This window comes from Pantoea sp. BRR-3P (genome assembly GCF_039621635.1).
Lineage (GTDB): Bacteria > Pseudomonadota > Gammaproteobacteria > Enterobacterales > Enterobacteriaceae > Pantoea > Pantoea floridensis.
Genome location: NZ_CP155066.1, coordinates 4,193,279 through 4,213,174, shown reverse-complemented (window position 1 = coordinate 4,213,174; position 19,896 = coordinate 4,193,279). Strand labels below are relative to the sequence as shown.

14 protein-coding genes, 2 tRNA genes, 1 rRNA gene and 1 riboswitch are annotated in these 19,896 nt (G+C 54.5%); of the genes, 5 read left to right on the top strand and 12 right to left on the bottom strand.

Translation table 11 applies throughout. From position 1 onward, the window contains the following. Window positions 1-50 precede the first annotated feature (50 nt). The 5 genes from AAGR08_RS19465 to btuB all read right to left on the bottom strand — a co-directional run bounded on the left by AAGR08_RS19465 (window position 51) and on the right by btuB (window position 5,032). Window positions 51-126, bottom strand: a tRNA-Ala gene (locus AAGR08_RS19465). Window positions 127-268: 142 nt separating this feature from the next. Next, a tRNA-Ile gene (locus AAGR08_RS19460) sits at window positions 269-345 on the bottom strand. Between the two features lie 73 nt (window positions 346-418). Continuing rightward, window positions 419-1,959, bottom strand: a 16S ribosomal RNA gene (locus AAGR08_RS19455). 396 nt (window positions 1,960-2,355) lie between these two features. Continuing rightward, window positions 2,356-3,207 (bottom strand): glutamate racemase, encoded by an 852-nt coding sequence (gene murI, locus AAGR08_RS19450; RefSeq protein ID WP_097095669.1) that lies wholly within the window; start codon window positions 3,205-3,207, stop codon window positions 2,356-2,358. Continuing rightward, on the bottom strand, window positions 3,152-5,032 hold the full coding sequence (gene btuB / locus AAGR08_RS19445; protein ID WP_345827787.1) for a TonB-dependent vitamin B12 receptor BtuB: 1,881 nt from the start codon (window positions 5,030-5,032) through the stop codon (window positions 3,152-3,154). Before btuB ends, murI begins: the two co-directional genes overlap by 56 nt. Before the next feature lie 68 nt (window positions 5,033-5,100). Further along, window positions 5,101-5,282, bottom strand: a riboswitch (cobalamin riboswitch). A 112-nt stretch (window positions 5,283-5,394) separates the two neighbouring features. On the opposite strand from btuB, the gene trmA reads away from it, so the two are divergent. Further along, window positions 5,395-6,498: a tRNA (uridine(54)-C5)-methyltransferase TrmA gene (gene trmA, locus AAGR08_RS19440; protein WP_345827785.1), complete on the top strand. Its 1,104-nt coding sequence runs from the start codon at window positions 5,395-5,397 to the stop codon at window positions 6,496-6,498. Between the two features lie 75 nt (window positions 6,499-6,573). Here trmA and AAGR08_RS19435 read toward each other — a convergent pair whose 3' ends face one another. Both AAGR08_RS19435 and fabR read right to left on the bottom strand, forming a co-directional pair. Then, complete coding sequence (locus AAGR08_RS19435; RefSeq protein WP_097095666.1) at window positions 6,574-6,927, bottom strand: YijD family membrane protein; 354 nt, start codon at window positions 6,925-6,927, stop codon at window positions 6,574-6,576. Window positions 6,928-6,945: 18 nt separating this feature from the next. Next, window positions 6,946-7,590 carry an HTH-type transcriptional repressor FabR gene (gene fabR, locus AAGR08_RS19430; RefSeq protein WP_097095665.1) on the bottom strand — a complete coding sequence of 215 codons (645 nt, stop codon included), beginning with the start codon at window positions 7,588-7,590 and terminating at the stop codon, window positions 6,946-6,948. 194 nt (window positions 7,591-7,784) lie between these two features. On the opposite strand from fabR, the gene sthA reads away from it, so the two are divergent. Continuing rightward, window positions 7,785-9,185 (top strand): Si-specific NAD(P)(+) transhydrogenase, encoded by a 1,401-nt coding sequence (gene sthA, locus AAGR08_RS19425; protein WP_007885417.1) that lies wholly within the window; start codon window positions 7,785-7,787, stop codon window positions 9,183-9,185. Here sthA and oxyR read toward each other — a convergent pair. After that, window positions 9,168-10,085, bottom strand: coding sequence for a DNA-binding transcriptional regulator OxyR (gene oxyR, locus AAGR08_RS19420; RefSeq protein ID WP_097095664.1), 918 nt, complete (start codon window positions 10,083-10,085; stop codon window positions 9,168-9,170). The genes sthA and oxyR overlap by 18 nt on opposite strands. A 128-nt stretch (window positions 10,086-10,213) precedes the next feature. Here oxyR and AAGR08_RS19415 point away from each other — a divergent pair, with 128 nt between their 5' ends. Continuing rightward, a complete protein-coding gene (locus AAGR08_RS19415) occupies window positions 10,214-10,948 on the top strand; it encodes a glutathione peroxidase (RefSeq protein ID WP_097095663.1) in 735 nt (244 codons plus the stop codon). A gap of 214 nt (window positions 10,949-11,162) precedes the next feature. Here the strand turns inward: AAGR08_RS19415 and argH are convergent, their stop codons facing one another. The 4 genes from argH to argC form a co-directional block, all read right to left on the bottom strand. After that, window positions 11,163-12,536, bottom strand: a complete 1,374-nt coding sequence (argH, locus tag AAGR08_RS19410) for an argininosuccinate lyase (protein ID WP_345827781.1) — start codon at window positions 12,534-12,536, stop codon at window positions 11,163-11,165. Between the two features lie 75 nt (window positions 12,537-12,611). Beyond that, window positions 12,612-13,829 carry an argininosuccinate synthase gene (locus AAGR08_RS19405; protein ID WP_097095661.1) on the bottom strand — a complete coding sequence of 406 codons (1,218 nt, stop codon included), beginning with the start codon at window positions 13,827-13,829 and terminating at the stop codon, window positions 12,612-12,614. 14 nt (window positions 13,830-13,843) lie between these two features. Next, a complete protein-coding gene (gene argB, locus AAGR08_RS19400) occupies window positions 13,844-14,617 on the bottom strand; it encodes an acetylglutamate kinase (protein WP_097095660.1) in 774 nt (257 codons plus the stop codon). Between the two features lie 15 nt (window positions 14,618-14,632). After that, window positions 14,633-15,637 (bottom strand): N-acetyl-gamma-glutamyl-phosphate reductase, encoded by a 1,005-nt coding sequence (argC, locus tag AAGR08_RS19395; protein ID WP_097095659.1) that lies wholly within the window; start codon window positions 15,635-15,637, stop codon window positions 14,633-14,635. Between the two features lie 169 nt (window positions 15,638-15,806). Here argC and argE point away from each other — a divergent pair, with 169 nt between their 5' ends. Next, window positions 15,807-16,955, top strand: coding sequence for an acetylornithine deacetylase (argE, locus tag AAGR08_RS19390; protein ID WP_007885409.1), 1,149 nt, complete (start codon window positions 15,807-15,809; stop codon window positions 16,953-16,955). Window positions 16,956-17,208: 253 nt separating this feature from the next. Beyond that, window positions 17,209-19,860 carry a phosphoenolpyruvate carboxylase gene (gene ppc / locus AAGR08_RS19385; RefSeq protein WP_345827778.1) on the top strand — a complete coding sequence of 884 codons (2,652 nt, stop codon included), beginning with the start codon at window positions 17,209-17,211 and terminating at the stop codon, window positions 19,858-19,860. Window positions 19,861-19,896 lie beyond the last annotated feature (36 nt).

The following is a 19,896-nucleotide window of genomic DNA, read 5'->3' as shown; positions in this document are numbered from 1 at the left end:
CAGCACACCGTTTCCGGCTTGCTCTGAAGTATTGTTTTGAGTCACTGTAATGGTGGAGCTAAGCGGGATCGAACCGCTGACCTCCTGCGTGCAAGGCAGGCGCTCTCCCAGCTGAGCTATAGCCCCATACAGTTACTGCAGAGACCGCTACTACCACTCACCAGGAGTCCCGTTTTCACAAACGGTAATTTCTTTTCAGGCAGGGCAAAGTGTCGCGACGTATAGTTCACTATACGAGCGGCGCTTTAACGCAGCATGAGAAGAAATTTGGTAGGCCTGAGTGGACTTGAACCACCGACCTCACCCTTATCAGGGGTGCGCTCTAACCACCTGAGCTACAAGCCTGTAGAGGTTTTTTCTGCTCGTTACTTTCTATCAGACAATCTGTGTGAGCACTTCGCGGGAAGGTATCTTCAGGTAAGGAGGTGATCCAACCGCAGGTTCCCCTACGGTTACCTTGTTACGACTTCACCCCAGTCATGAATCACAAAGTGGTAAGCGCCCTCCCGAAGGTTAAGCTACCTACTTCTTTTGCAACCCACTCCCATGGTGTGACGGGCGGTGTGTACAAGGCCCGGGAACGTATTCACCGTAGCATTCTGATCTACGATTACTAGCGATTCCGACTTCACGGAGTCGAGTTGCAGACTCCGATCCGGACTACGACGCACTTTATGAGGTCCGCTTGCTCTCGCGAGGTCGCTTCTCTTTGTATGCGCCATTGTAGCACGTGTGTAGCCCTACTCGTAAGGGCCATGATGACTTGACGTCATCCCCACCTTCCTCCAGTTTATCACTGGCAGTCTCCTTTGAGTTCCCGGCATTACCCGCTGGCAACAAAGGATAAGGGTTGCGCTCGTTGCGGGACTTAACCCAACATTTCACAACACGAGCTGACGACAGCCATGCAGCACCTGTCTCACGGTTCCCGAAGGCACCAAGGCATCTCTGCCAAGTTCCGTGGATGTCAAGAGTAGGTAAGGTTCTTCGCGTTGCATCGAATTAAACCACATGCTCCACCGCTTGTGCGGGCCCCCGTCAATTCATTTGAGTTTTAACCTTGCGGCCGTACTCCCCAGGCGGTCGACTTAACGCGTTAGCTCCGGAAGCCACTCCTCAAGGGAACAACCTCCAAGTCGACATCGTTTACGGCGTGGACTACCAGGGTATCTAATCCTGTTTGCTCCCCACGCTTTCGCACCTGAGCGTCAGTCTTTGTCCAGGGGGCCGCCTTCGCCACCGGTATTCCTCCAGATCTCTACGCATTTCACCGCTACACCTGGAATTCTACCCCCCTCTACAAGACTCTAGCCTGCCAGTTTCGAATGCAGTTCCCAGGTTAAGCCCGGGGATTTCACATCCGACTTGACAGACCGCCTGCGTGCGCTTTACGCCCAGTAATTCCGATTAACGCTTGCACCCTCCGTATTACCGCGGCTGCTGGCACGGAGTTAGCCGGTGCTTCTTCTGCGGGTAACGTCAATCGGTGAGGTTATTAACCTCACCGCCTTCCTCCCCGCTGAAAGTACTTTACAACCCGAAGGCCTTCTTCATACACGCGGCATGGCTGCATCAGGCTTGCGCCCATTGTGCAATATTCCCCACTGCTGCCTCCCGTAGGAGTCTGGACCGTGTCTCAGTTCCAGTGTGGCTGGTCATCCTCTCAGACCAGCTAGGGATCGTCGCCTAGGTGAGCCATTACCCCACCTACTAGCTAATCCCATCTGGGCACATCCGATGGTGTGAGGCCCGAAGGTCCCCCACTTTGGTCTTGCGACGTTATGCGGTATTAGCTACCGTTTCCAGTAGTTATCCCCCTCCATCGGGCAGTTTCCCAGACATTACTCACCCGTCCGCCACTCGTCACCCGAGAGCAAGCTCTCTGTGCTACCGTTCGACTTGCATGTGTTAGGCCTGCCGCCAGCGTTCAATCTGAGCCATGATCAAACTCTTCAATTTAAGTTTGATTTGCTGCAACAAGTGCAGCGATGCTCATCTGTAAAACGTCATAATGAATTTCATTATGTGTTCACTCGTGAGACTTGATATTTTGTTGCGTCCGGAGACGCTGATATCAATCCTGCGAGTGCCCACACAGATTGTCTGATAAATTGTTAAAGAGCAGTGCCGCTATTTCTCTAGCGGCGCGGGATGCGTATATTACGCTTTCCGCATTTTCAGTCAAGCATTTATTTTTGCTTTTCTGAAGGTTGCCTTGAAGACCACCTCCTGAACACTTCGCTTCGTAAGCCGTTGTTCCGTGTCAGTGGAGGCGCAGTATAGGGATTTCTTCAGAGCTGACAAGCGCTAATTTCAAATTAATTTCCGAGTGCTGATTTTTTCGGCGAAACGCGATTAAACTGCTAATTTTTCCAGCAACGGGAAGCCATAACGCTGCAGAATTGGTGATAATTTCGTCACCTCCGCATCCATACGCGTGCAGAACGCTAAATTCTGCCCGGATGAAACGGCATGCGGCGCTTCATGCTCTAATAACCAGACGGTACGACGCGCAATGGCGGCCCCCGAATCCACTAGCCGCGTTCCTTCTGGAAGCACCAATTGCAGCTCATCACGCAATAAAGGGAAATGCGTACATCCCAACACCACGGTATCCGGCGGCTCTTTCATACGTAGCCAGGGTTGCACAGCGCGGCGTACATCAGCGAGCTCAACATCTTCGCCATGCAGCTTCGCTTCTGCTAATTCCACCAGCTCAGCAGAACCGAGCATTTCAATTTTGCAATCGCGGGCAAACTGCGTCACTAACTCATGCGTATAAGGACGCTTTACCGTGCCACGCGTGGCCAGCAATCCCACCACGCCGTTACGCGTCAGACGTGCTGCCGGTTTGATCGCAGGCACCACGCCCACAACCGGAAATTCGAAGCGTTCACGCAGAGCCGGCAAAGAAATGGTGCTGGCAGAGTTACAGGCAATGATCACCAGCGCTAACGGAAAACGCTGCGTAATAGCCGTCACCACAGCCACCACACGCTCGACAATAAAGTCTTCGGATTTTTCGCCGTACGGAAAACCTTCATTATCGAAGGCGTAGAGATAGTGAAGATCCGGCAGTAGATGCCGGACCTCATCATAAACGGAAAGCCCACCCACGCCGGAGTCAAACACCAGCACAGTGGGGCGGAGATCAGAAGCTGTAGCTGGCGCTGAGGTAGTACTCCGTTCCTGGAGTTGGATAGCCATACACTGTCTCGTAGTTTTTATCGAACAGGTTGGCAATTCTACCACGAACGGTGAGCTGTGATGTGACCGGATACGAAACTGCCAAATCCCATAAACTTACACCGCCCAATTTAACGCGCTGCGCAGTATAGGAGTGGTTGTAGTCGGTATCGTAACGATCGCCGAGATAGTGATAAGTCACAGACCAGTCAAAATTATAGAGCGTCCAGTCGAGCTGATATTTAACCTGCTGCTTAGCACGGCGCGCCAGCTGCTGGTTGGTTTCGGCATCACGCGCATCAACATAATCATATGAAAGCTGATGACTCAGCGGACCCGTATCAAATGAAGCCGTTGCCTCAACACCTTTAATACGCGCTTTATTAATATTGTAATAAACGTAGGTACTGGGATCACTATCAATCAGATTATCGATATCGTTGCGGTAACCCGATACGCGCCAGTTCACTGGGCCGGTTAGACCTTCAAAGCCACCTTCCCACTGTTTGCTCTCTTCCGGCTTAAGATCGCTGTTGCCATAAGATCCATACAACTGGCCAAGACGCGGTGCTTTGTAGGCCGTGGCATAGTTAGCAAAGACACTGTAGCCCTCAACAAACTCCCAGGAAGCGCCACTCTGCCAGGTGCTGTGCCAGCCAAACTGACTATTATCATCACCACGTACCGCGCCTTCTACAGTGACGCTGCCAAACTGCTGCTGAGCCGTCGCATAAATGCCCGTATCGCGCTGTTCAGTGCTGTTGGTGACATACGCCGTTCCCGGCTCAGTCGTCTGTTTCTGCCAATCCACCCCACCGCTGACCGTACCTGTGCCAACCTGGAAGGTGTTGCCCCATTGCAGGTTGTACTGCTTGCTGTCATCAAGTGTGGTCGCCGGGCCATAGCGGCCGGTACGCGGGTCGTAGTTAAAATCTTTAGTTCGGCTATAGCTGGCAATCAGCTGAGTTGAATAGATGTCATGGTTGTAACGCAGGCCGGTGTCCCAGGTCTGGCTATAGAGCTGGCGAGTATCATCCAGTCCCAGGATATTGAAGCTGCTGTCATAGCTATAAGTACCGTCGTAAGCCGTGCGATTATCAAAACCGTAGCCGCGCACGAAACCGCTCAACTCATCGCTAAACTGGTGCTCCAGTGAGCCATAGAGCGATTTACTCATAAAGCCATCGCGATCTTTCTGCGCGGGATCGCCATACACGTCAGGCAGGTTAGCCACCACATCGTAGCCTCTGGTATAGGTATAATTACCCGCCATTGTCAGCTTAGTGGCATCACCGATCTGCTGCTGCGTCGAACCTTCATAACTCTGATAGCCTTTAGAGCCTACGCCCGCGGTCAGGGTGGTACCGGGTTTTGCGCGGCCGGTAATAATGTTAACCACTCCGCCAATCGCATCCGAGCCATATACCGCCGAGCGCGCACCGCGCACATACTCAATACGCTGCACCAGCGAAAGAGGAATTTGACTGAGATCGGATGAACCCGAAACGCCAGCCTGATTAAGACGAATACCGTCAATCAGCACCAGCACATGGCTTGAGTTAGTTCCGCGAATAAACAGAGAGCTGGATTGGCCCAGCCCACCGTTCTGCGCAATATCCACGCCCGGCAAACGGCGCATCACATCGGTGAGACTTTTTGACTGCCAGCGATCGATATCTTCGCGGGTAACAACGGTGGTGGGCGCCAGCACCGAAGAGACCGGCTGCGCGAAGCGGTTGGCGGTAACGATTTGCGTATCATCATTCTGCTGGGCGTAGCCAAATTGGGCCCAGAGAGACAACGCCGTTGCACTAAAGGCAAACAGCGAAGCGGGTGTTTTTTTCATTGTTATAGCATCCAAAAGACGAAGCAGGATGCCGCATGACTACAACCAATAGCACGCGATGGTCGTATGTATTGCGACGTCACACCGGCAGGTCTTCGGGCTGAGAATCATAAATGGTGAAAAACTTCCCATCCGGCAGGACAGTGTTTGTAAGTGCCATCACCACGACATTCTTTACCGCTGCGCGTCAGCTCCAGATTCACACTGGATTCCCTTTTAACTCAAGGAGGCCGGCAGGCGCAGTCTAAGGCCAGGAAGGCCGGAAATCCAGACTTCCAGCCATCGTGTGTTGCGCAGGGCTGGACATCATCAGTTGAATGCCTACAATCGCCCGGCAAGCCAGCTTATTACCAGGATTAAAGATGACACCCGAACAGCTCCCGATTGAACAATACGACGCGCAACTGGCGGAAAAAGTCAGCCGCTTACAGGCGATGATGGTGCCCTTTGCCGCGCCCGACGTGGAGGTGTTCCGCTCACCGGTCAGCCACTATCGTATGCGCGCCGAATTCCGCATCTGGCATGACGGGGACGATCTCTACCACATCATCTTTGATCAGGAGACCAAACAACGTATCCGCGTCGATCGCTTCCCGGCCGCCAGTGAATTGATCAACCAGCTAATGCCGAGATTGATGGATGCGATCCGCGATAACCGCGCGCTGCGTTTTAAGCTGTTCCAGATCGATTACCTCTCGACCATGAGCAACCAAATCGTTATCTCGCTGCTCTATCACCGCAAGCTGGAAGAAGAGTGGACGCTCGCCGCCAGCGCCCTGCGCGATAGCCTGCGTGCCGAAGGTTTTGATGTGCAGCTGATTGGCCGCGCCACCAAAACTAAAATCTGTCTCGATCGCGATTTCGTCGATGAACGCTTGCCGGTAGCGGGCAAAGAGATGATTTATCGTCAGGTGGAAAACAGCTTCACCCAGCCTAACGCAGCGATGAATATTCAGATGCTAGAGTGGGCGCTGGACGTCACGCAGAATTCGCGCGGCGATCTGCTGGAACTTTATTGCGGTAATGGCAACTTCTCGCTGGCGCTGGCGCGTAACTTCCGCCGCGTACTGGCTACGGAGATTGCCAAGCCGTCAGTAGCGTCCGCGCAATACAACATTGCCGCCAACCAGATTGATAACGTGCAAATTATTCGCATGGCAGCGGAAGAGTTCACTCAGGCGATGAACGGCGTGCGCAGTTTCAATCGTTTAGAAGGCATCGATCTGAAGAGTTATCAGTGTGAAACCATCTTCGTCGATCCACCACGCAGCGGGCTGGATGCGGAAACCGTGAAGATGGTGCAGGCGTATCCGCGCATCCTTTATATCTCCTGCAATCCACAAACGCTATGCGATAACCTTGCGGTGCTGGCAGAAACCCATGATGTCACGCGCCTCGCGCTATTCGATCAGTTCCCGTATACCCATCACATGGAGTGCGGCGTGCTGCTGACGCGCAAAGTCTGAGAGCAAGATGTATCGGTCGCCATGAATGGCGACCCTACAAAACCGTAAGGTGCGCATTCATGCGTACTGAAAGGCTTAGTTTCTGTTTTTGCGGCGAAAACGCATGGCAATCCAGAACACCAGCGCCACCATCAGAATGGTCGGGATAAAGTTGGAGCCGATATCCGGATATTCAGCCCGCACCAGCGCGCTATACACCAGAATACCTAACAGGAAGAATGCCGCCGCCAGCGAAGGCATGCCTTCTGGCATATTGCGGTTGAGATAACGTTGATGCAGACACCAGGCGGCAAGGCCAAGCGCGATCAACGGAAAAATCGAAAAGGGAACAAACGTACTGAACAGCACCGAAAAGGAGCCGTTGATAGCTAAACCGGTGATAAAAGCCAACAAAAGCGTCCCTTTATCGCGAGGGTTTTGCTCAATCATTTCTTTATCCTTATCACATTACTCTTCGGGTTTTTCCAGGGTAACCGACAGGCGCTCTTGCTCCCGGCGATACCAGTAATACGCACCTTTGGCGATCATACGCAGCTGCAGCACCAGGCGATCTTCAAGCTTGCGTCGCAGCTCAATATCGACATCTAACGCTTCAGCACCCGCACTAAACACAATCGTCACCATGGCTTCAGCCTGCGCCTCGGTGAAACTGCGCGGCATACGATTTTCCAGCTCAAGATAATCGGCCAGTTCGGCGATAAAGTGTTGAATCTCACGCGCCACCGCAGCACGAAACGCCGCCGAGGTTCCGGAGCGCTCGCGTAGTAAGAGCCGAAAAGCGTTGGGATTGTTCCCGATGAACTCCATAAAAGTTGCCACCGACGTTTTAATGATGCTGCCGCCTTTGGCAATGCGCTGGCGCGCCTGCCGCATGAGCTGACGCAGCATCAAGCCGCTTTCGTCCACCATGGTCAAGCCAAGTTCATCCACATCGCGGAAGTGGCGATAAAACGAGGTCGGCGCGATCCCGGCTTCACGTGCAACTTCACGCAAACTCAGGCTGGCAAAACTCCTTTCTGCACTTAACTGACTGAAGGCAGCTTCAATCAGTGAACGTCGTGTACGTTCTTTTTGTTGCGCTCTGACGCCCATTTTCCCGGCCTTGTCGATGATTTGGCAGGCACTATAACAAACTTTTCAGCGTACAGCGGTGCAAACTTTGTGAATGGCTGTGAACCTCACGCTTTGTCAAACTTCAGCAATTTACGCTGTTAGAATTCAGATGTGCGCGGCGAGATGTTAGAATCTCGTTGTAAAAATGTGATAAAAAAATAGGACGTACTGGTATGCAAAAGTCTTACGATTACGATGCCATTGTGATTGGCTCCGGTCCGGGCGGCGAAGGTGCGGCGATGGGGCTGGTGAAGCAGGGAGCGCGTATTGCAGTGATCGAACGCTACCACAACATCGGCGGCGGTTGTACTCACTGGGGAACCATCCCTTCCAAAGCCTTGCGCCACGCTGTTAGCCGTATTATCGAGTTCAATCAAAACCCTCTTTACAGCGATCACACTCGACTCCTGCGCTCCTCATTCGCCGACATTCTGAACCACACCGAGAACGTTATCAGCCAGCAAACCGCAATGCGTCAGGGTTTTTATGAGCGCAACCGCTGTGAACTGTATCAGGGCGATGCGCGTTTTGTTGATGCCAACACCATCGAAGTGGAACAGCCAGACGGCACGCGCGAGCGCCTAACCGCAGAGAAATTTGTGATTGCCTGTGGTTCTCGCCCGTATCATCCAACGGATGTCGATTTTACCCACCCGCGCGTTTACGATTCCGATTCCATCCTCAACCTGCACCATGAACCTGGCCACGTCATCATCTACGGCGCCGGCGTGATTGGTTGTGAATATGCGTCGATTTTCCGCGGCCTGAACGTCAAGGTTGACCTGATCAACACCCGCGATCGCCTGCTGGCGTTCCTCGATCAGGAGATGTCCGATTCGCTCTCCTATCACTTCTGGAACAGCGGTGTAGTGATTCGTCACAACGAAGAGTTCGAGAAAATTGAAGGCGTTGATGATGGCGTGATCATTCACCTGAAATCAGGCAAGAAAGTGAAAGCGGATTGCCTGCTGTATGCCAACGGCCGAACGGGTAACACTGATTCACTGGCGCTGGAAAACGTAGGACTGGAAGCGGATGGTCGTGGCCTGCTGAAAGTAAATAGCATGTACCAAACCGCGCAGCCGCACATCTATGCGGTCGGCGACGTGATTGGCTATCCAAGCCTGGCATCCGCCGCATACGATCAGGGCCGCATTGCCGCACAGGCGATCATCAAAGGTGAAGCCACCGCACATCTGATCGAGGATATTCCAACCGGGATTTATACCATTCCGGAGATCAGCTCAGTGGGTAAAACCGAACAGCAGCTTACTGCGATGAAAGTGCCGTATGAAGTGGGTCGTGCGCAGTTTAAACATCTGGCGCGTGCGCAAATTGTTGGCATGCACGTCGGCAGCCTGAAGATTTTGTTCCACCGCGAAACCAAAGAGATTTTAGGCATTCACTGCTTTGGTGAGCGTGCTGCGGAGATCATCCACATCGGTCAGGCCATCATGGAACAGAAGAACGGTGGCAATACGATTGAGTACTTCGTGAATACCACCTTCAACTATCCCACCATGGCCGAAGCCTATCGCGTGGCGGCGTTAAACGGCTTAAACCGCCTGTTTTAACGTGGTATCCAGGTAACCCTGCATGTGGGTTTTAATTGCTTCTGCCAACTGCTCATAGCGGTTGCGCAGAGGCGATCCCGGACGGTAAACCAACGCGATAGTGCGCTGCGGCACCGGCTTATAACACGGCAGATAGCAAACACCATCACGCACGCGCTCATTCGGCACGGCCAGCGAAGGCAGCAAGGTGATGCCGCTTCCAGCCGCAACCATATTGCGCAGCGTTTCCAGACTGGTGGCGCGGAAATGCGTATCTTCATCCGCTCCGGCTTCAAAGCAGAAACCCATCGCCTGGTCGCGCAAGCAGTGGCCATCTTCCAGCATCAGCAATTTTTCACCGGCCAGATCCGACATCGGCACGCGATCGCGATCGCGCCATGGATGATCGGCGTAAACCGCCAGCGTCATAGGCTCATCAAACAGCGGCACCTCAATAAAGGCCTCGCTCTCTTTCACCAGCGCCAGAATGGCACAATCCAGCTTGCCGCTGTCGAGCTGTGCCAGCAGTTGCTGCGTCTGCGCTTCGTGCAGATACATTTCGAGTTTGGGGAAGGTCTGATGCAGCATCGGAATGATGTGCGGCAGCAGATAGGGCCCGGTGGTTGGGATCAAACCAATGTGCAGTGGTCCAGACATCGCTTCGCCCTGCTGGCTCGCCATCTCTTTAAGCACTTTGACTTCACGCAGCACGGTTCGCGCCTGATCCACCAGCAGCAGACCCGCCTGGGTAAATAACACCTTACGACTGGTACGCTCCAGTAGCATCACACCAAGTTCATCTTCAAGCTTACGAATCTGTCCACTTAAGGTGGGTTGGCTGACATGACAAGCATCAGCTGCACGCCGGAAATGGCGATGCTCCGCAAGTGAAACCAGATATTCAAGATCACGAATATTCATGCAAATCCTCCAAACCACGATAGCCCGTGGCGATAGATAGAATAGCAATGAACGATTAGCCCTATCAAGCCGCGAGCGGGAATAATACGCCCCATAGAATTAAGACCATTGAATAGTGAGGAGAAGATATGTTCGCAAGCCAGGAAGGCAAAGCCGTACCGCAGGTTACCTTTCACACGCGTCAGCATGATCGTTGGGTCGATCTCACGACTGACGCGTTGTTCAAAGACAAAACCGTTATCGTGTTCTCGCTGCCGGGGGCGTTTACGCCAACCTGTTCATCGAGCCACCTGCCACGCTACAACGAGCTGTTCAGCACCTTTGCGCAGCACGGGGTCGACAGCATTCTGTGCGTGTCCGTTAACGATACCTTTGTCATGAATGCATGGAAGGCCGATCAGCGCGCTGAACATATCACCTTTATTCCGGACGGCAACGGCGACTTCACCCGCGGTATGAATATGCTGGTAGAAAAAGCCGACGTGGGTTTTGGTCCGCGCTCGTGGCGTTATTCCATGCTGGTGCGCAACGGCATCATTGAGAAGATGTTTGTCGAGCCGAACAAGCCGGGCGATCCGTTTGAAGTGTCGGATGCCGATACGCTGCTGCGCTATCTGGCACCTGAATATAAGGTGCAGGAATCCGTGTCGGTGTTCACCAAACCCGGCTGTCCATTCTGCACCAAAGCGAAACAGCTGCTGATTGATCGCAGCATTGCGTTTGAAGAAATCGTCCTGGGGCAAGATGCCACAACCGTGAGTCTGCGTGCCGTATCAGGCCGCGCCACGGTGCCTCAGGTATTTATCGGTGGTCGTCATATTGGCGGCAGCGACGATCTGGAGCAGTACCTGCAATCTGCTTAAAACCAATCACTGTGCCGGCTGGGAGTGGCCTGCCCTTGATGATGTGCCTATAAAAAAAGATGTAATTCCGAAGCTAGAGGTTGGCGGGCTACCGAAACGGTGCCCGCTTTTTTTTGTTTGTCGTAACCGTAATGAACATCAACTGAGCGCGATAAATCGCGCCGCTACAAAAATGTGCACAAACCGTAGCGGCGCAATTTATTGCGCAATGCCTTTAACCCAAACGTTTCTGGGCTTCACCGATGGCAAATGCGACCTGCTGAGGCGACACGCCACCTTGCGCATTACGCTTATCAAGGCAAGATTGCAGCGACAGAATCGGATAGACATCATCCTCAATTACCGCGCTGAACTGCTTGAGTTGCGCCAAACTGAGCGCTTCCAGCGCCACGCCTTGCCTGATCGCTTCGACCACCGTTTCACCGACAATATGGTGCGCTTCACGGAACGGTACGCCTTTTGCCACCAGATAATCGGCCAGCTCGGTGGAGTTAGCGTAGCCCTGTTCAGCGGCTTCCTGGCAACGTGGACGTTTCACCTGAATGCCGTCCAGCACCAGCACCGACATATGCAGGCAGTCGAGCCAGGTGTCGAGTGCATCGAACAGCCCTTCTTTGTCTTCCTGCATATCTTTGTTATACGCCAGCGGTAAGCCTTTCAGCGTCATCATCATGCCGGTTAGCGCACCTTGTACACGGCCACATTTGCCACGGATCAGCTCCAGCGCATCCGGGTTTTTCTTCTGCGGCATCAGCGACGAACCGGAAGTCACTTTATCCGACAGCTCCAGGAATCCCGCTTCGCCGGTGTTGAAGAAGATCAGGTCTTCCGCAAAGCGCGACAGATGCACCATGCCAATTGAGGCATCTGACAGCAACTCCAGCACATGGTCGCGATCGGAAACGGTATCAAGGCTGTTACGCGTGGCAGACGCAAAACCTAACCAGCCCGCCAGCTGCTGACGATCGATCTCATACGCGGTACCGGCCAGCGCGCCGCAACCCAGCGGGCTGACGTCCATACGCTTCAGCGCATCCTGTAAACGGCTCTCATCACGCGCCAGCATCTCAACGTACGCCAGGCACCAGTGCGCGAAGGTCACTGGCTGCGCACGTTGCAGGTGCGTGTAACCCGGCATCACTGCATCCTGATTGGCTGCTGCGGTGGTAACCAGCGCGGATTGCAGTTCACGCGTAGCCTCCAGCAGCACGGCAACCTGCTCTTTGCACCACAGTTTCAGATCGGTCGCGACCTGATCGTTACGGCTACGGCCGGTGTGCAATTTCTTGCCCAGCGAGCCGACTTTATCGATCAGCTTGCCTTCCACCCAGCTGTGAATATCTTCGGCATCGCTTTGCAGAATCTGTTCAGGATTGGCGCGTACCTCGGCCAGCAGTTCCTGCAGCGCGCTTTCCAGCTGTTGCTGCTCGTCATGGGTCAGCACGTTGACCGTGACCAGCGCTTTTGACCAGGCAATCGAGCCGGTAATGTCCTGCTCGGCCAGGCGATAATCAAAACGCAGCGAATCATTGAACTGTTTGAACCGTTGGTCTGCTGCCTGCGAAAAACGTCCGCCCCAAAGTGCCATCTGAATTACTCCTGAATCCGTTATAGAAAAGGCGGCCCGAAGCCGCCCTTGCAAAATGTGTCGCTTGCCGCGGTATTACTTCTTCTGCTCGTTCAGCGCGCGAATGCGTGAAGAGAGCGAGAACAGACGGATAAAGCCGCCCGCGTGACGGTGATCGTAAACTTCGTCTTCGCCAAAGGTGGCAAACTCTTCTGAGTACAGGCTGTTAGCAGAGGTTTTCTGAATCGCCGTGGCCTGGCCTTTGTACAGCTGCAGCACCACTTCACCGTTCACCTCTTCTGCCAGTGATTCGGCAGCGGCCTGGATAGATTTACGCAGCGGCGCGAACCAGCGGCCATCGTAAACCACGTAAGACATTTCGTGGCCCAGCTGCTCACGCCATTTGAAGCTATCGCGATCCAGCACCAGCTGTTCAACCGCACGCAGCGCGTTCACCATGATGGTGCCGCCCGGGGTTTCATAGCAGCCACGCGACTTAATGCCCACCAGACGGTTTTCCACGATGTCGATACGACCCACGCCGTGTTTCGCGCCCAGCACGTTAAGTTTTTCCAGGCACTGGAACGGGCTCAGCTTCTCGCCGTTCACTGCAACGACGCGGCCTTTCTCGACGGTAACCGTGACGTTTTCTGGCTGATCGGGCGCTTCCAGCGGATCAACGGTCCACACCCAGCAATCTTTATTCGGTGCATTAGCCGGGCTTTCCAGCACGCCACCTTCCGTGGAGATGTGCCATGCGTTCTCATCACGGCTGTAGATTTTTTCCAGCGACGCGGTGGTCGGGATGTTGCGCTCTTTCAGATAATCCAGCAGCGCTTCACGTGAACGCAGGTTCCACTCACGCCATGGCGCAACCACTTTCAGCTGTGGCGCCAGCGCGGTGTAGGTGGTTTCGAAACGCACCTGGTCGTTACCTTTGCCGGTTGCGCCGTGGCACAGCGCATCAGCGCCCACTTTCAATGCCAGCTCAACCTGTGCTTTAGCGATGATGGGACGCGCCATCGACGTTCCCAGCAGGTAAGTGCCTTCGTACAGTGCGCCGGTCTGCAGCACTGGATAAACATATTCGCTGATGAACTCTTCGCGCAGATCCACCACGTGGCACTCAGAAGCGCCGGACTGCAGCGCTTTCTTCTCAACGCCTTCCAGATCGCTACGTTCCTGACCGATATCCGCCACAAACGCCACCACTTCACAGCCGCCGTAGTTCTCTTTCAACCACGGAATGATGGCTGAAGTATCGAGGCCGCCTGAATAAGCCAGTACGATTTTTTTGATGTTTTGCGTGCTCATGTCTTAATCCTTGATTATGCGAGAATCCGGGTGCCAATCGACACGCCGTTGAAAAGGGTTGGCAGTTGTTCAGCATGACGCCAGCTGGCGATATCCACCGGGCGACCGAGCGTGCGCGCCGCATCGAGCGCCGCATTCACTTTCACGACCATGCCATCGGTGATGATGCCCTGGGCGATCAGCTGTTCCGCTTTCGCTGCAGTCATCTCTTCGATGCGCTGACCTTTGCCGTCGAGAATACCGCTGACATCGGATAACAGCACTAAATCGGCACCGAGCGTTGCGGCCAGCGCGGTCGCGGCCTGGTCGGCATTGACGTTCATCAACTCGCCGCCGTCGGTGATACCAATCGAGCTGATCACCGGCATGTAGCCTGCCGCCAGCAAAGTGTTCACCAGCGCCGGATTACCCGGCGTGGCGTTACCAACATGGCCGAGCTCTTCATCGAACTGCGCCACATTGACCAAACCGGCATCGCCCAGGCACAAACCCACGGCGCCGATGCCATATTTCTTCGCCCACGCCAGCAGCGTTTTGTTGGCGGTACCGGCTAACGCACCGGTAATAATGTCAATCTGATCGGCTGGCGTCACGCGCAAACCGTTCTTCTTTTTCACCGGCAGCGCGAGCTTCTTCATCAGCTCGTCCACCACGCAACCGCCGCCGTGCACAATGATCAGCGGACGCTGATGTGCATTGCGATACGCCAGCAGGGCATCAAACAGACGGGCCAGCGCTTCTTCGCTATCCAGCAGCACGCCACCCAGTTTAATGATTAAAGGATTCATTGCGTTATCCGTTGGTTAAATCAGAGACAGCGTTTCGGGGAAGCCGAAACGAATGTTCAAACACTGAACCGCCTGCGATGAGGCGCCTTTCAGCAGGTTATCTTCAGCGGCGACCACAATCAGGTGCTCGCCTTGCATGGCGAAGCCGATATCGCAGAACGGCAAACCGACCACCGCTTTCAGCGCCGGAACGCCTTTGTCATACACGCGCACCAGCGGTTTGTCGTGGTAAGCATGATGGAAGGCCTCGGCCACATCCTGCTGCGTCACGCCCGCTTTCAGGCGGCAGGTGGTGGTCGACAAGATTCCGCGCGGGAAACTGCCCAGATGTGGCGTGAAGATCACTGGCGTGCCGAGATGCGCGACGATTTCAGGATGATGACGATGATTAAACAGGCCGTACGGCTGCAAACTCACTTCACAGAAGCTGGTGGCAACATTAGCTTTGCGCCCTGCACCGCTCACGCCGCTGGTAGCATTAATCACCGGCCACTGTGCATCGTTAAGCAGACCCGCCTCGATGAGTGGTTTCAGCGAAAGCTGTGCTGCGGTTGGGTAGCAACCCGGCACCGCAACCAGCTGCGCGTCTTTGATTTGGTCGTGCTGCCATTCGGCAAGACCGTAAACCGCTTTATCCAGCCAATCCTGATGCTGATGGCTGAAACCGTAATATTGCGTATAGAAAGCGTCGTCGTTGACGCGGAACGCGCCGGAGAGATCGAAGACCACGCAACCTGCTTTGAGGAACTCGGGTGCCAGATCGTGGCTGACTTCGTGGGCAGTCGCGAGGAACACCACATCCACTTTATCAGCCCATTCTGCGGCGTCGCTCAGCGGCTGCAGCGGCAAATCGACAATGCCTTTGAGCTGCGGATGCAAATCCGACAATAACTTTCCAGCATCCGGGCTTTGCGCTGAAACCGCCAAAGCGGTTATGTTCATATGCGGATGGCGATTCAGGTAGGTGGCAAGCTCTACGCCAGCGTAACCACTGGCACCAACGATCAGCGTATTCAACATCAGGCTGTATACCTTATTACAGTCACACGTATCGGGTCGCGGCCTTGCCCCGTTGCCCAGGATGCCGTTTGCAGAAGATTTGATGCTTCACATGCAAGCGACGTTATTGTATTTTTATTCACTATTAATGCATGAATATTGATACATCCTAACCCAAGGACCGTCAACAGTGAAGACAAAATTACCACCTTTTATCGAACTCTACCGCCAGTTGATTGCCACGCCATCAATCAGCGCAACCGACAGCGCACTGGATCAGAGTAATGAAACTTTAATCAATTTGCTGGCCGGCTGGTTCCGCGATATTGGCTTCAGCGTCGAAGTGCAGCCGGTGCCTGGCACGCGGCATAAATTTAATATGTTGGCGCGCAGCGGATTGGGCGCGGGCGGCCTGTTGCTGGCCGGCCATACCGATACCGTACCGTACGATGATGGCCGCTGGACGCGCGATCCCTTCACGCTGACCGAACACGACAACAAGCTTTATGGCTTGGGCACCGCCGATATGAAAGGCTTCTTCGCGTTTATTCTGGATGCGCTGCGTGACGTTGACGTGACCAAACTCAGCAAGCCGCTCTACATCCTCGCAACCGCCGATGAAGAGACCACCATGGCGGGTGCGAAGTATTTCTCTGAATCGACCCAGCTGCGTCCGGATTGCGCCATTATCGGCGAGCCAACGTCGCTCAAACCGGTGCGCGCGCACAAAGGTCATCTATCGAATGTGATCCGTATTCAGGGGCAATCGGGCCACTCCAGCGATCCGTCGCGCGGCGTGAACGCCATCGAACTGATGCATGAATCCATCACTCAACTGATGCAGCTGCGTAACACCTTGAAAGAACGCTACAACCACGACGGCTTTGCTATTCCATATCCAACCATGAACTTTGGCCATATTCATGGCGGCGACGCGGCTAACCGCATCTGCGCCTGCTGTGAATTGCACATGGATATTCGTCCGCTGCCGGGCTTAACTCTGAGCGATTTGGATGGTCTGCTGAACGACGCGTTGGCGCCGGTCAGCGCGCGCTGGCCGGGACGTTTAACCGTGGGCGAGCTGCATCCGCCTATTCCAGGCTACGAATGCCCTGCCGATCATGAGCTGGTGCAAGTGGTGGAGAAACTATTGGGCGTGCCGACTGAAGTGGTGAACTATTGCACTGAAGCGCCATTTATCCAGCAATTGTGCCCAACGCTAGTGTTAGGCCCGGGATCTATCAATCAAGCCCATCAGCCGGATGAGTTTATTGATACCGCATTTATCAAGCCGACTCATGCGCTTATCACCCAGGTTGTGCAGCATTTTTGTCATTGATGAACAACAGATGGGGCATTTCACTGTTAAATCAGCAAATTGCCCCGTCATTGTTCGGGATTTGATAATAAGAATAACTTATCTCGCTTCGCTGCAAGCAAATTCTTTGAATTTCCGCTATTTAGCCGCACATTCATGCGGATTTAAGTCAATTGACGTACAAGAAGATACGTGGCTAGATAAAAGACGATGTTATGCCCGTGGATAATTCCCGTGGGGATATTTAAAAAGATGATGAGGGTGTCAGGGTCCAATGAACGAACAATATTCCGCAATGCGAAGTAATGTCAGTATGCTCGGCAAACTGCTCGGGGATACGATTAAGGATGCACTAGGAGAGAACATCCTCGACCAGGTGGAGACCATCCGTAAACTCTCTAAGTCATCCCGCGCGGGAAATGACACTCATCGTCAGGAACTGCTGAACACGCTGCAAAATCTGTCGAATGACGAGCTGCTGCCGGTTGCGCGTGCGTTTAGCCAGTTCCTTAATCTCACCAACGTCGCTGAGCAGTATCAAACCATTTCCCGCAGCGGCGATGGCGCGAATCATCCTGAGCTGCTGAAGAAGACCTTCGAGCGTCTGAAACAGCAAGGTGATATCAGCGAAGCCGCTATCCGCCAGTCGATTGAAGAGCTGTCGCTGGAGCTGGTGCTGACGGCACACCCCACCGAAATTACCCGCCGCACGCTGATCCATATGCTCGGCGAAGTGAACAGCTGTTTACAGCAACTCGATCACAGCGATATCTCTGACTACGAGCGTACGCAGGTGATGCGCCGTCTGCGTCAGCTGGTGGCACAAGCGTGGCATACCGATGAGATCCGCAAATATCGTCCAACGCCCATCGATGAAGCCAAATGGGGCTTTGCCGTGGTGGAAAACAGCCTGTGGCAAGGCGTGCCTGCCTTCCTGCGCGAGCTGAATGAACAGGTGGAAGAAACCTTTGGCATTAAGCTGCCGGTCGATTTCGTGCCGATCAAATTTACCTCGTGGATGGGCGGCGACCGTGACGGCAACCCAAACGTTACCGCACCGATTACCCGCCACGCGATGCAGCTGAGCCGCTGGAAAGCCGCGGACCTTTTCCTGCGTGATATCGGCGTGCTGGTTTCTGAGCTGTCGATGTCCGAATGCAGCGACGAAGTGCGCGAGCTGTGCGGCGATCCGGAAGCGCTGGAGCCGTATCGTATGGTGCTGAAACGCCTGCGCAGCCAGCTGATGACGACACAAGCTTATTTGGAACGTCGTCTGAAAGGCGAGCGCCTGCCGCGTCCGACCGATCTGCTGGTTTCTAACGATCAGCTGTGGGAACCGCTGTTCGCTATCTATCAGTCTTTACAACAGTGCGGCATGGGCATCATCGCCAATGGCCAGCTGCTGGATACGCTGCGCCGCGTGAAGTGCTTCGGCGTGCCGCTGGTGCGTATCGATATCCGTCAGGAGAGCACCCGACATACCCAGGCGATTGCTGAAGTGACGCGCTATCTCGGCCTCGGTGATTACGAAAGCTGGTCAGAAGCGGATAAACAGGCCTTCCTGATCCGTGAACTGAATTCTAAGCGTCCGCTGTTGCCGCATCAGTGGGAACCTGGCGATGAAACGCGTGAAGTGCTCGATACCTGCAAAGTGGTGGCCGAAGCGCCGCAGGGCTCAATTGCCTCTTACGTGATTTCGATGGCGAAAACGCCGTCAGACGTGTTGGCGGTACATCTGCTGCTGAAAGAAGCCGGTATTCCTTACGCCATGCCGGTGGCGCCGCTGTTCGAAACCCTTGATGACCTCAACAACGCCAATGACGTGATGACGCAGCTGCTGAGCATCGACTGGTATCGCGGCTTTATCAATGGCAAGCAGATGGTGATGATTGGCTATTCCGACTCGGCGAAAGATGCCGGCGTGATGGCCGCCAGCTGGGCGCAATATCAGGCGCAGGATGCGTTGATCAAAACCTGTGAGAGCGCCGGCATCACGCTGACGCTGTTCCACGGACGCGGCGGCTCAATTGGTCGTGGCGGCGCGCCAGCACACGCCGCGCTGTTATCACAACCGCCGGGCAGCCTAAAAGGCGGTCTGCGCGTGACCGAACAGGGCGAGATGATTCGCTTCAAATACGGTTTGCCTGAAGTCACTATCGCCAGCCTGTCGCTGTATACCGGCGCGATTCTGGAAGCTAACCTGCTGCCACCACCGGAACCAAAACGCGAATGGCAGGAGATCATGAACGGCCTTTCGGCGCACTCCTGTGCCATGTATCGCGGCTATGTGCGTGAGAATCCCGACTTCGTACCGTACTTCCGTTCGGCAACGCCGGAGCAAGAGCTGGGTAAATTGCCGCTGGGCTCACGTCCGGCAAAACGTCGCCCAACCGGCGGTGTGGAATCGCTGCGCGCCATTCCGTGGATCTTTGCCTGGACGCAAAACCGCCTGATGTTGCCGGCCTGGCTGGGTGCGGGCGCCGCGCTGCAGAAAGCGATGGATGAAGGTCATCAGGATGAGCTGGAAACCATGTGCCGCGACTGGCCGTTCTTCTCGACGCGTCTTGGCATGCTGGAGATGGTGTTCTCGAAAGCCGATCTGTGGCTGGCGGAATACTACGATCAGCGTCTGGTGGATAAGTCGCTGTGGCCACTCGGCAAGCAGCTACGCGATCAGCTGGATGCGGATATTAAAGCGGTGCTGACCATCGCCAATGATGCGCACCTGATGGCTGACCAACCGTGGATTGCCGAATCCATCGCGCTGCGTAACGTGTATACCGATCCGCTGAACGTATTGCAGGCTGAACTGCTGCATCGTTCACGTGCGCAGGAAGAGCGCGGTGATGCGCCGGATGCGCGCGTTGAGCAAGCGCTAATGGTGACGATTGCCGGTGTTGCAGCGGGTATGCGAAATACCGGTTAACAAAGAGGCATGATGTGAAAAAGGAGCCAGCTGGCT

Bases quoted from the DNA above. Each gene is read 5' to 3' on its own strand.
- murI (WP_097095669.1), bottom strand. From the start codon at position 3,207: ATGGCTATCCAACTCCAGGAACGGAGTACTACCTCAGCGCCAGCTACA.
- btuB (WP_345827787.1), bottom strand. From the start codon at position 5,032: ATGAAAAAAACACCCGCTTCGCTGTTTGCCTTTAGTGCAACGGCGTTG.
- trmA (WP_345827785.1), top strand. From the start codon at position 5,395: ATGACACCCGAACAGCTCCCGATTGAACAATACGACGCGCAACTGGCG.
- AAGR08_RS19435 (WP_097095666.1), bottom strand. From the start codon at position 6,927: ATGATTGAGCAAAACCCTCGCGATAAAGGGACGCTTTTGTTGGCTTTT.
- fabR (WP_097095665.1), bottom strand. From the start codon at position 7,590: ATGGGCGTCAGAGCGCAACAAAAAGAACGTACACGACGTTCACTGATT.
- sthA (WP_007885417.1), top strand. From the start codon at position 7,785: ATGCAAAAGTCTTACGATTACGATGCCATTGTGATTGGCTCCGGTCCG.
- oxyR (WP_097095664.1), bottom strand. From the start codon at position 10,085: ATGAATATTCGTGATCTTGAATATCTGGTTTCACTTGCGGAGCATCGC.
- AAGR08_RS19415 (WP_097095663.1), top strand. From the start codon at position 10,214: ATGTTCGCAAGCCAGGAAGGCAAAGCCGTACCGCAGGTTACCTTTCAC.
- argH (WP_345827781.1), bottom strand. From the start codon at position 12,536: ATGGCACTTTGGGGCGGACGTTTTTCGCAGGCAGCAGACCAACGGTTC.
- AAGR08_RS19405 (WP_097095661.1), bottom strand. From the start codon at position 13,829: ATGAGCACGCAAAACATCAAAAAAATCGTACTGGCTTATTCAGGCGGC.
- argB (WP_097095660.1), bottom strand. From the start codon at position 14,617: ATGAATCCTTTAATCATTAAACTGGGTGGCGTGCTGCTGGATAGCGAA.
- argC (WP_097095659.1), bottom strand. From the start codon at position 15,637: ATGTTGAATACGCTGATCGTTGGTGCCAGTGGTTACGCTGGCGTAGAG.
- ppc (WP_345827778.1), top strand. From the start codon at position 17,209: ATGAACGAACAATATTCCGCAATGCGAAGTAATGTCAGTATGCTCGGC.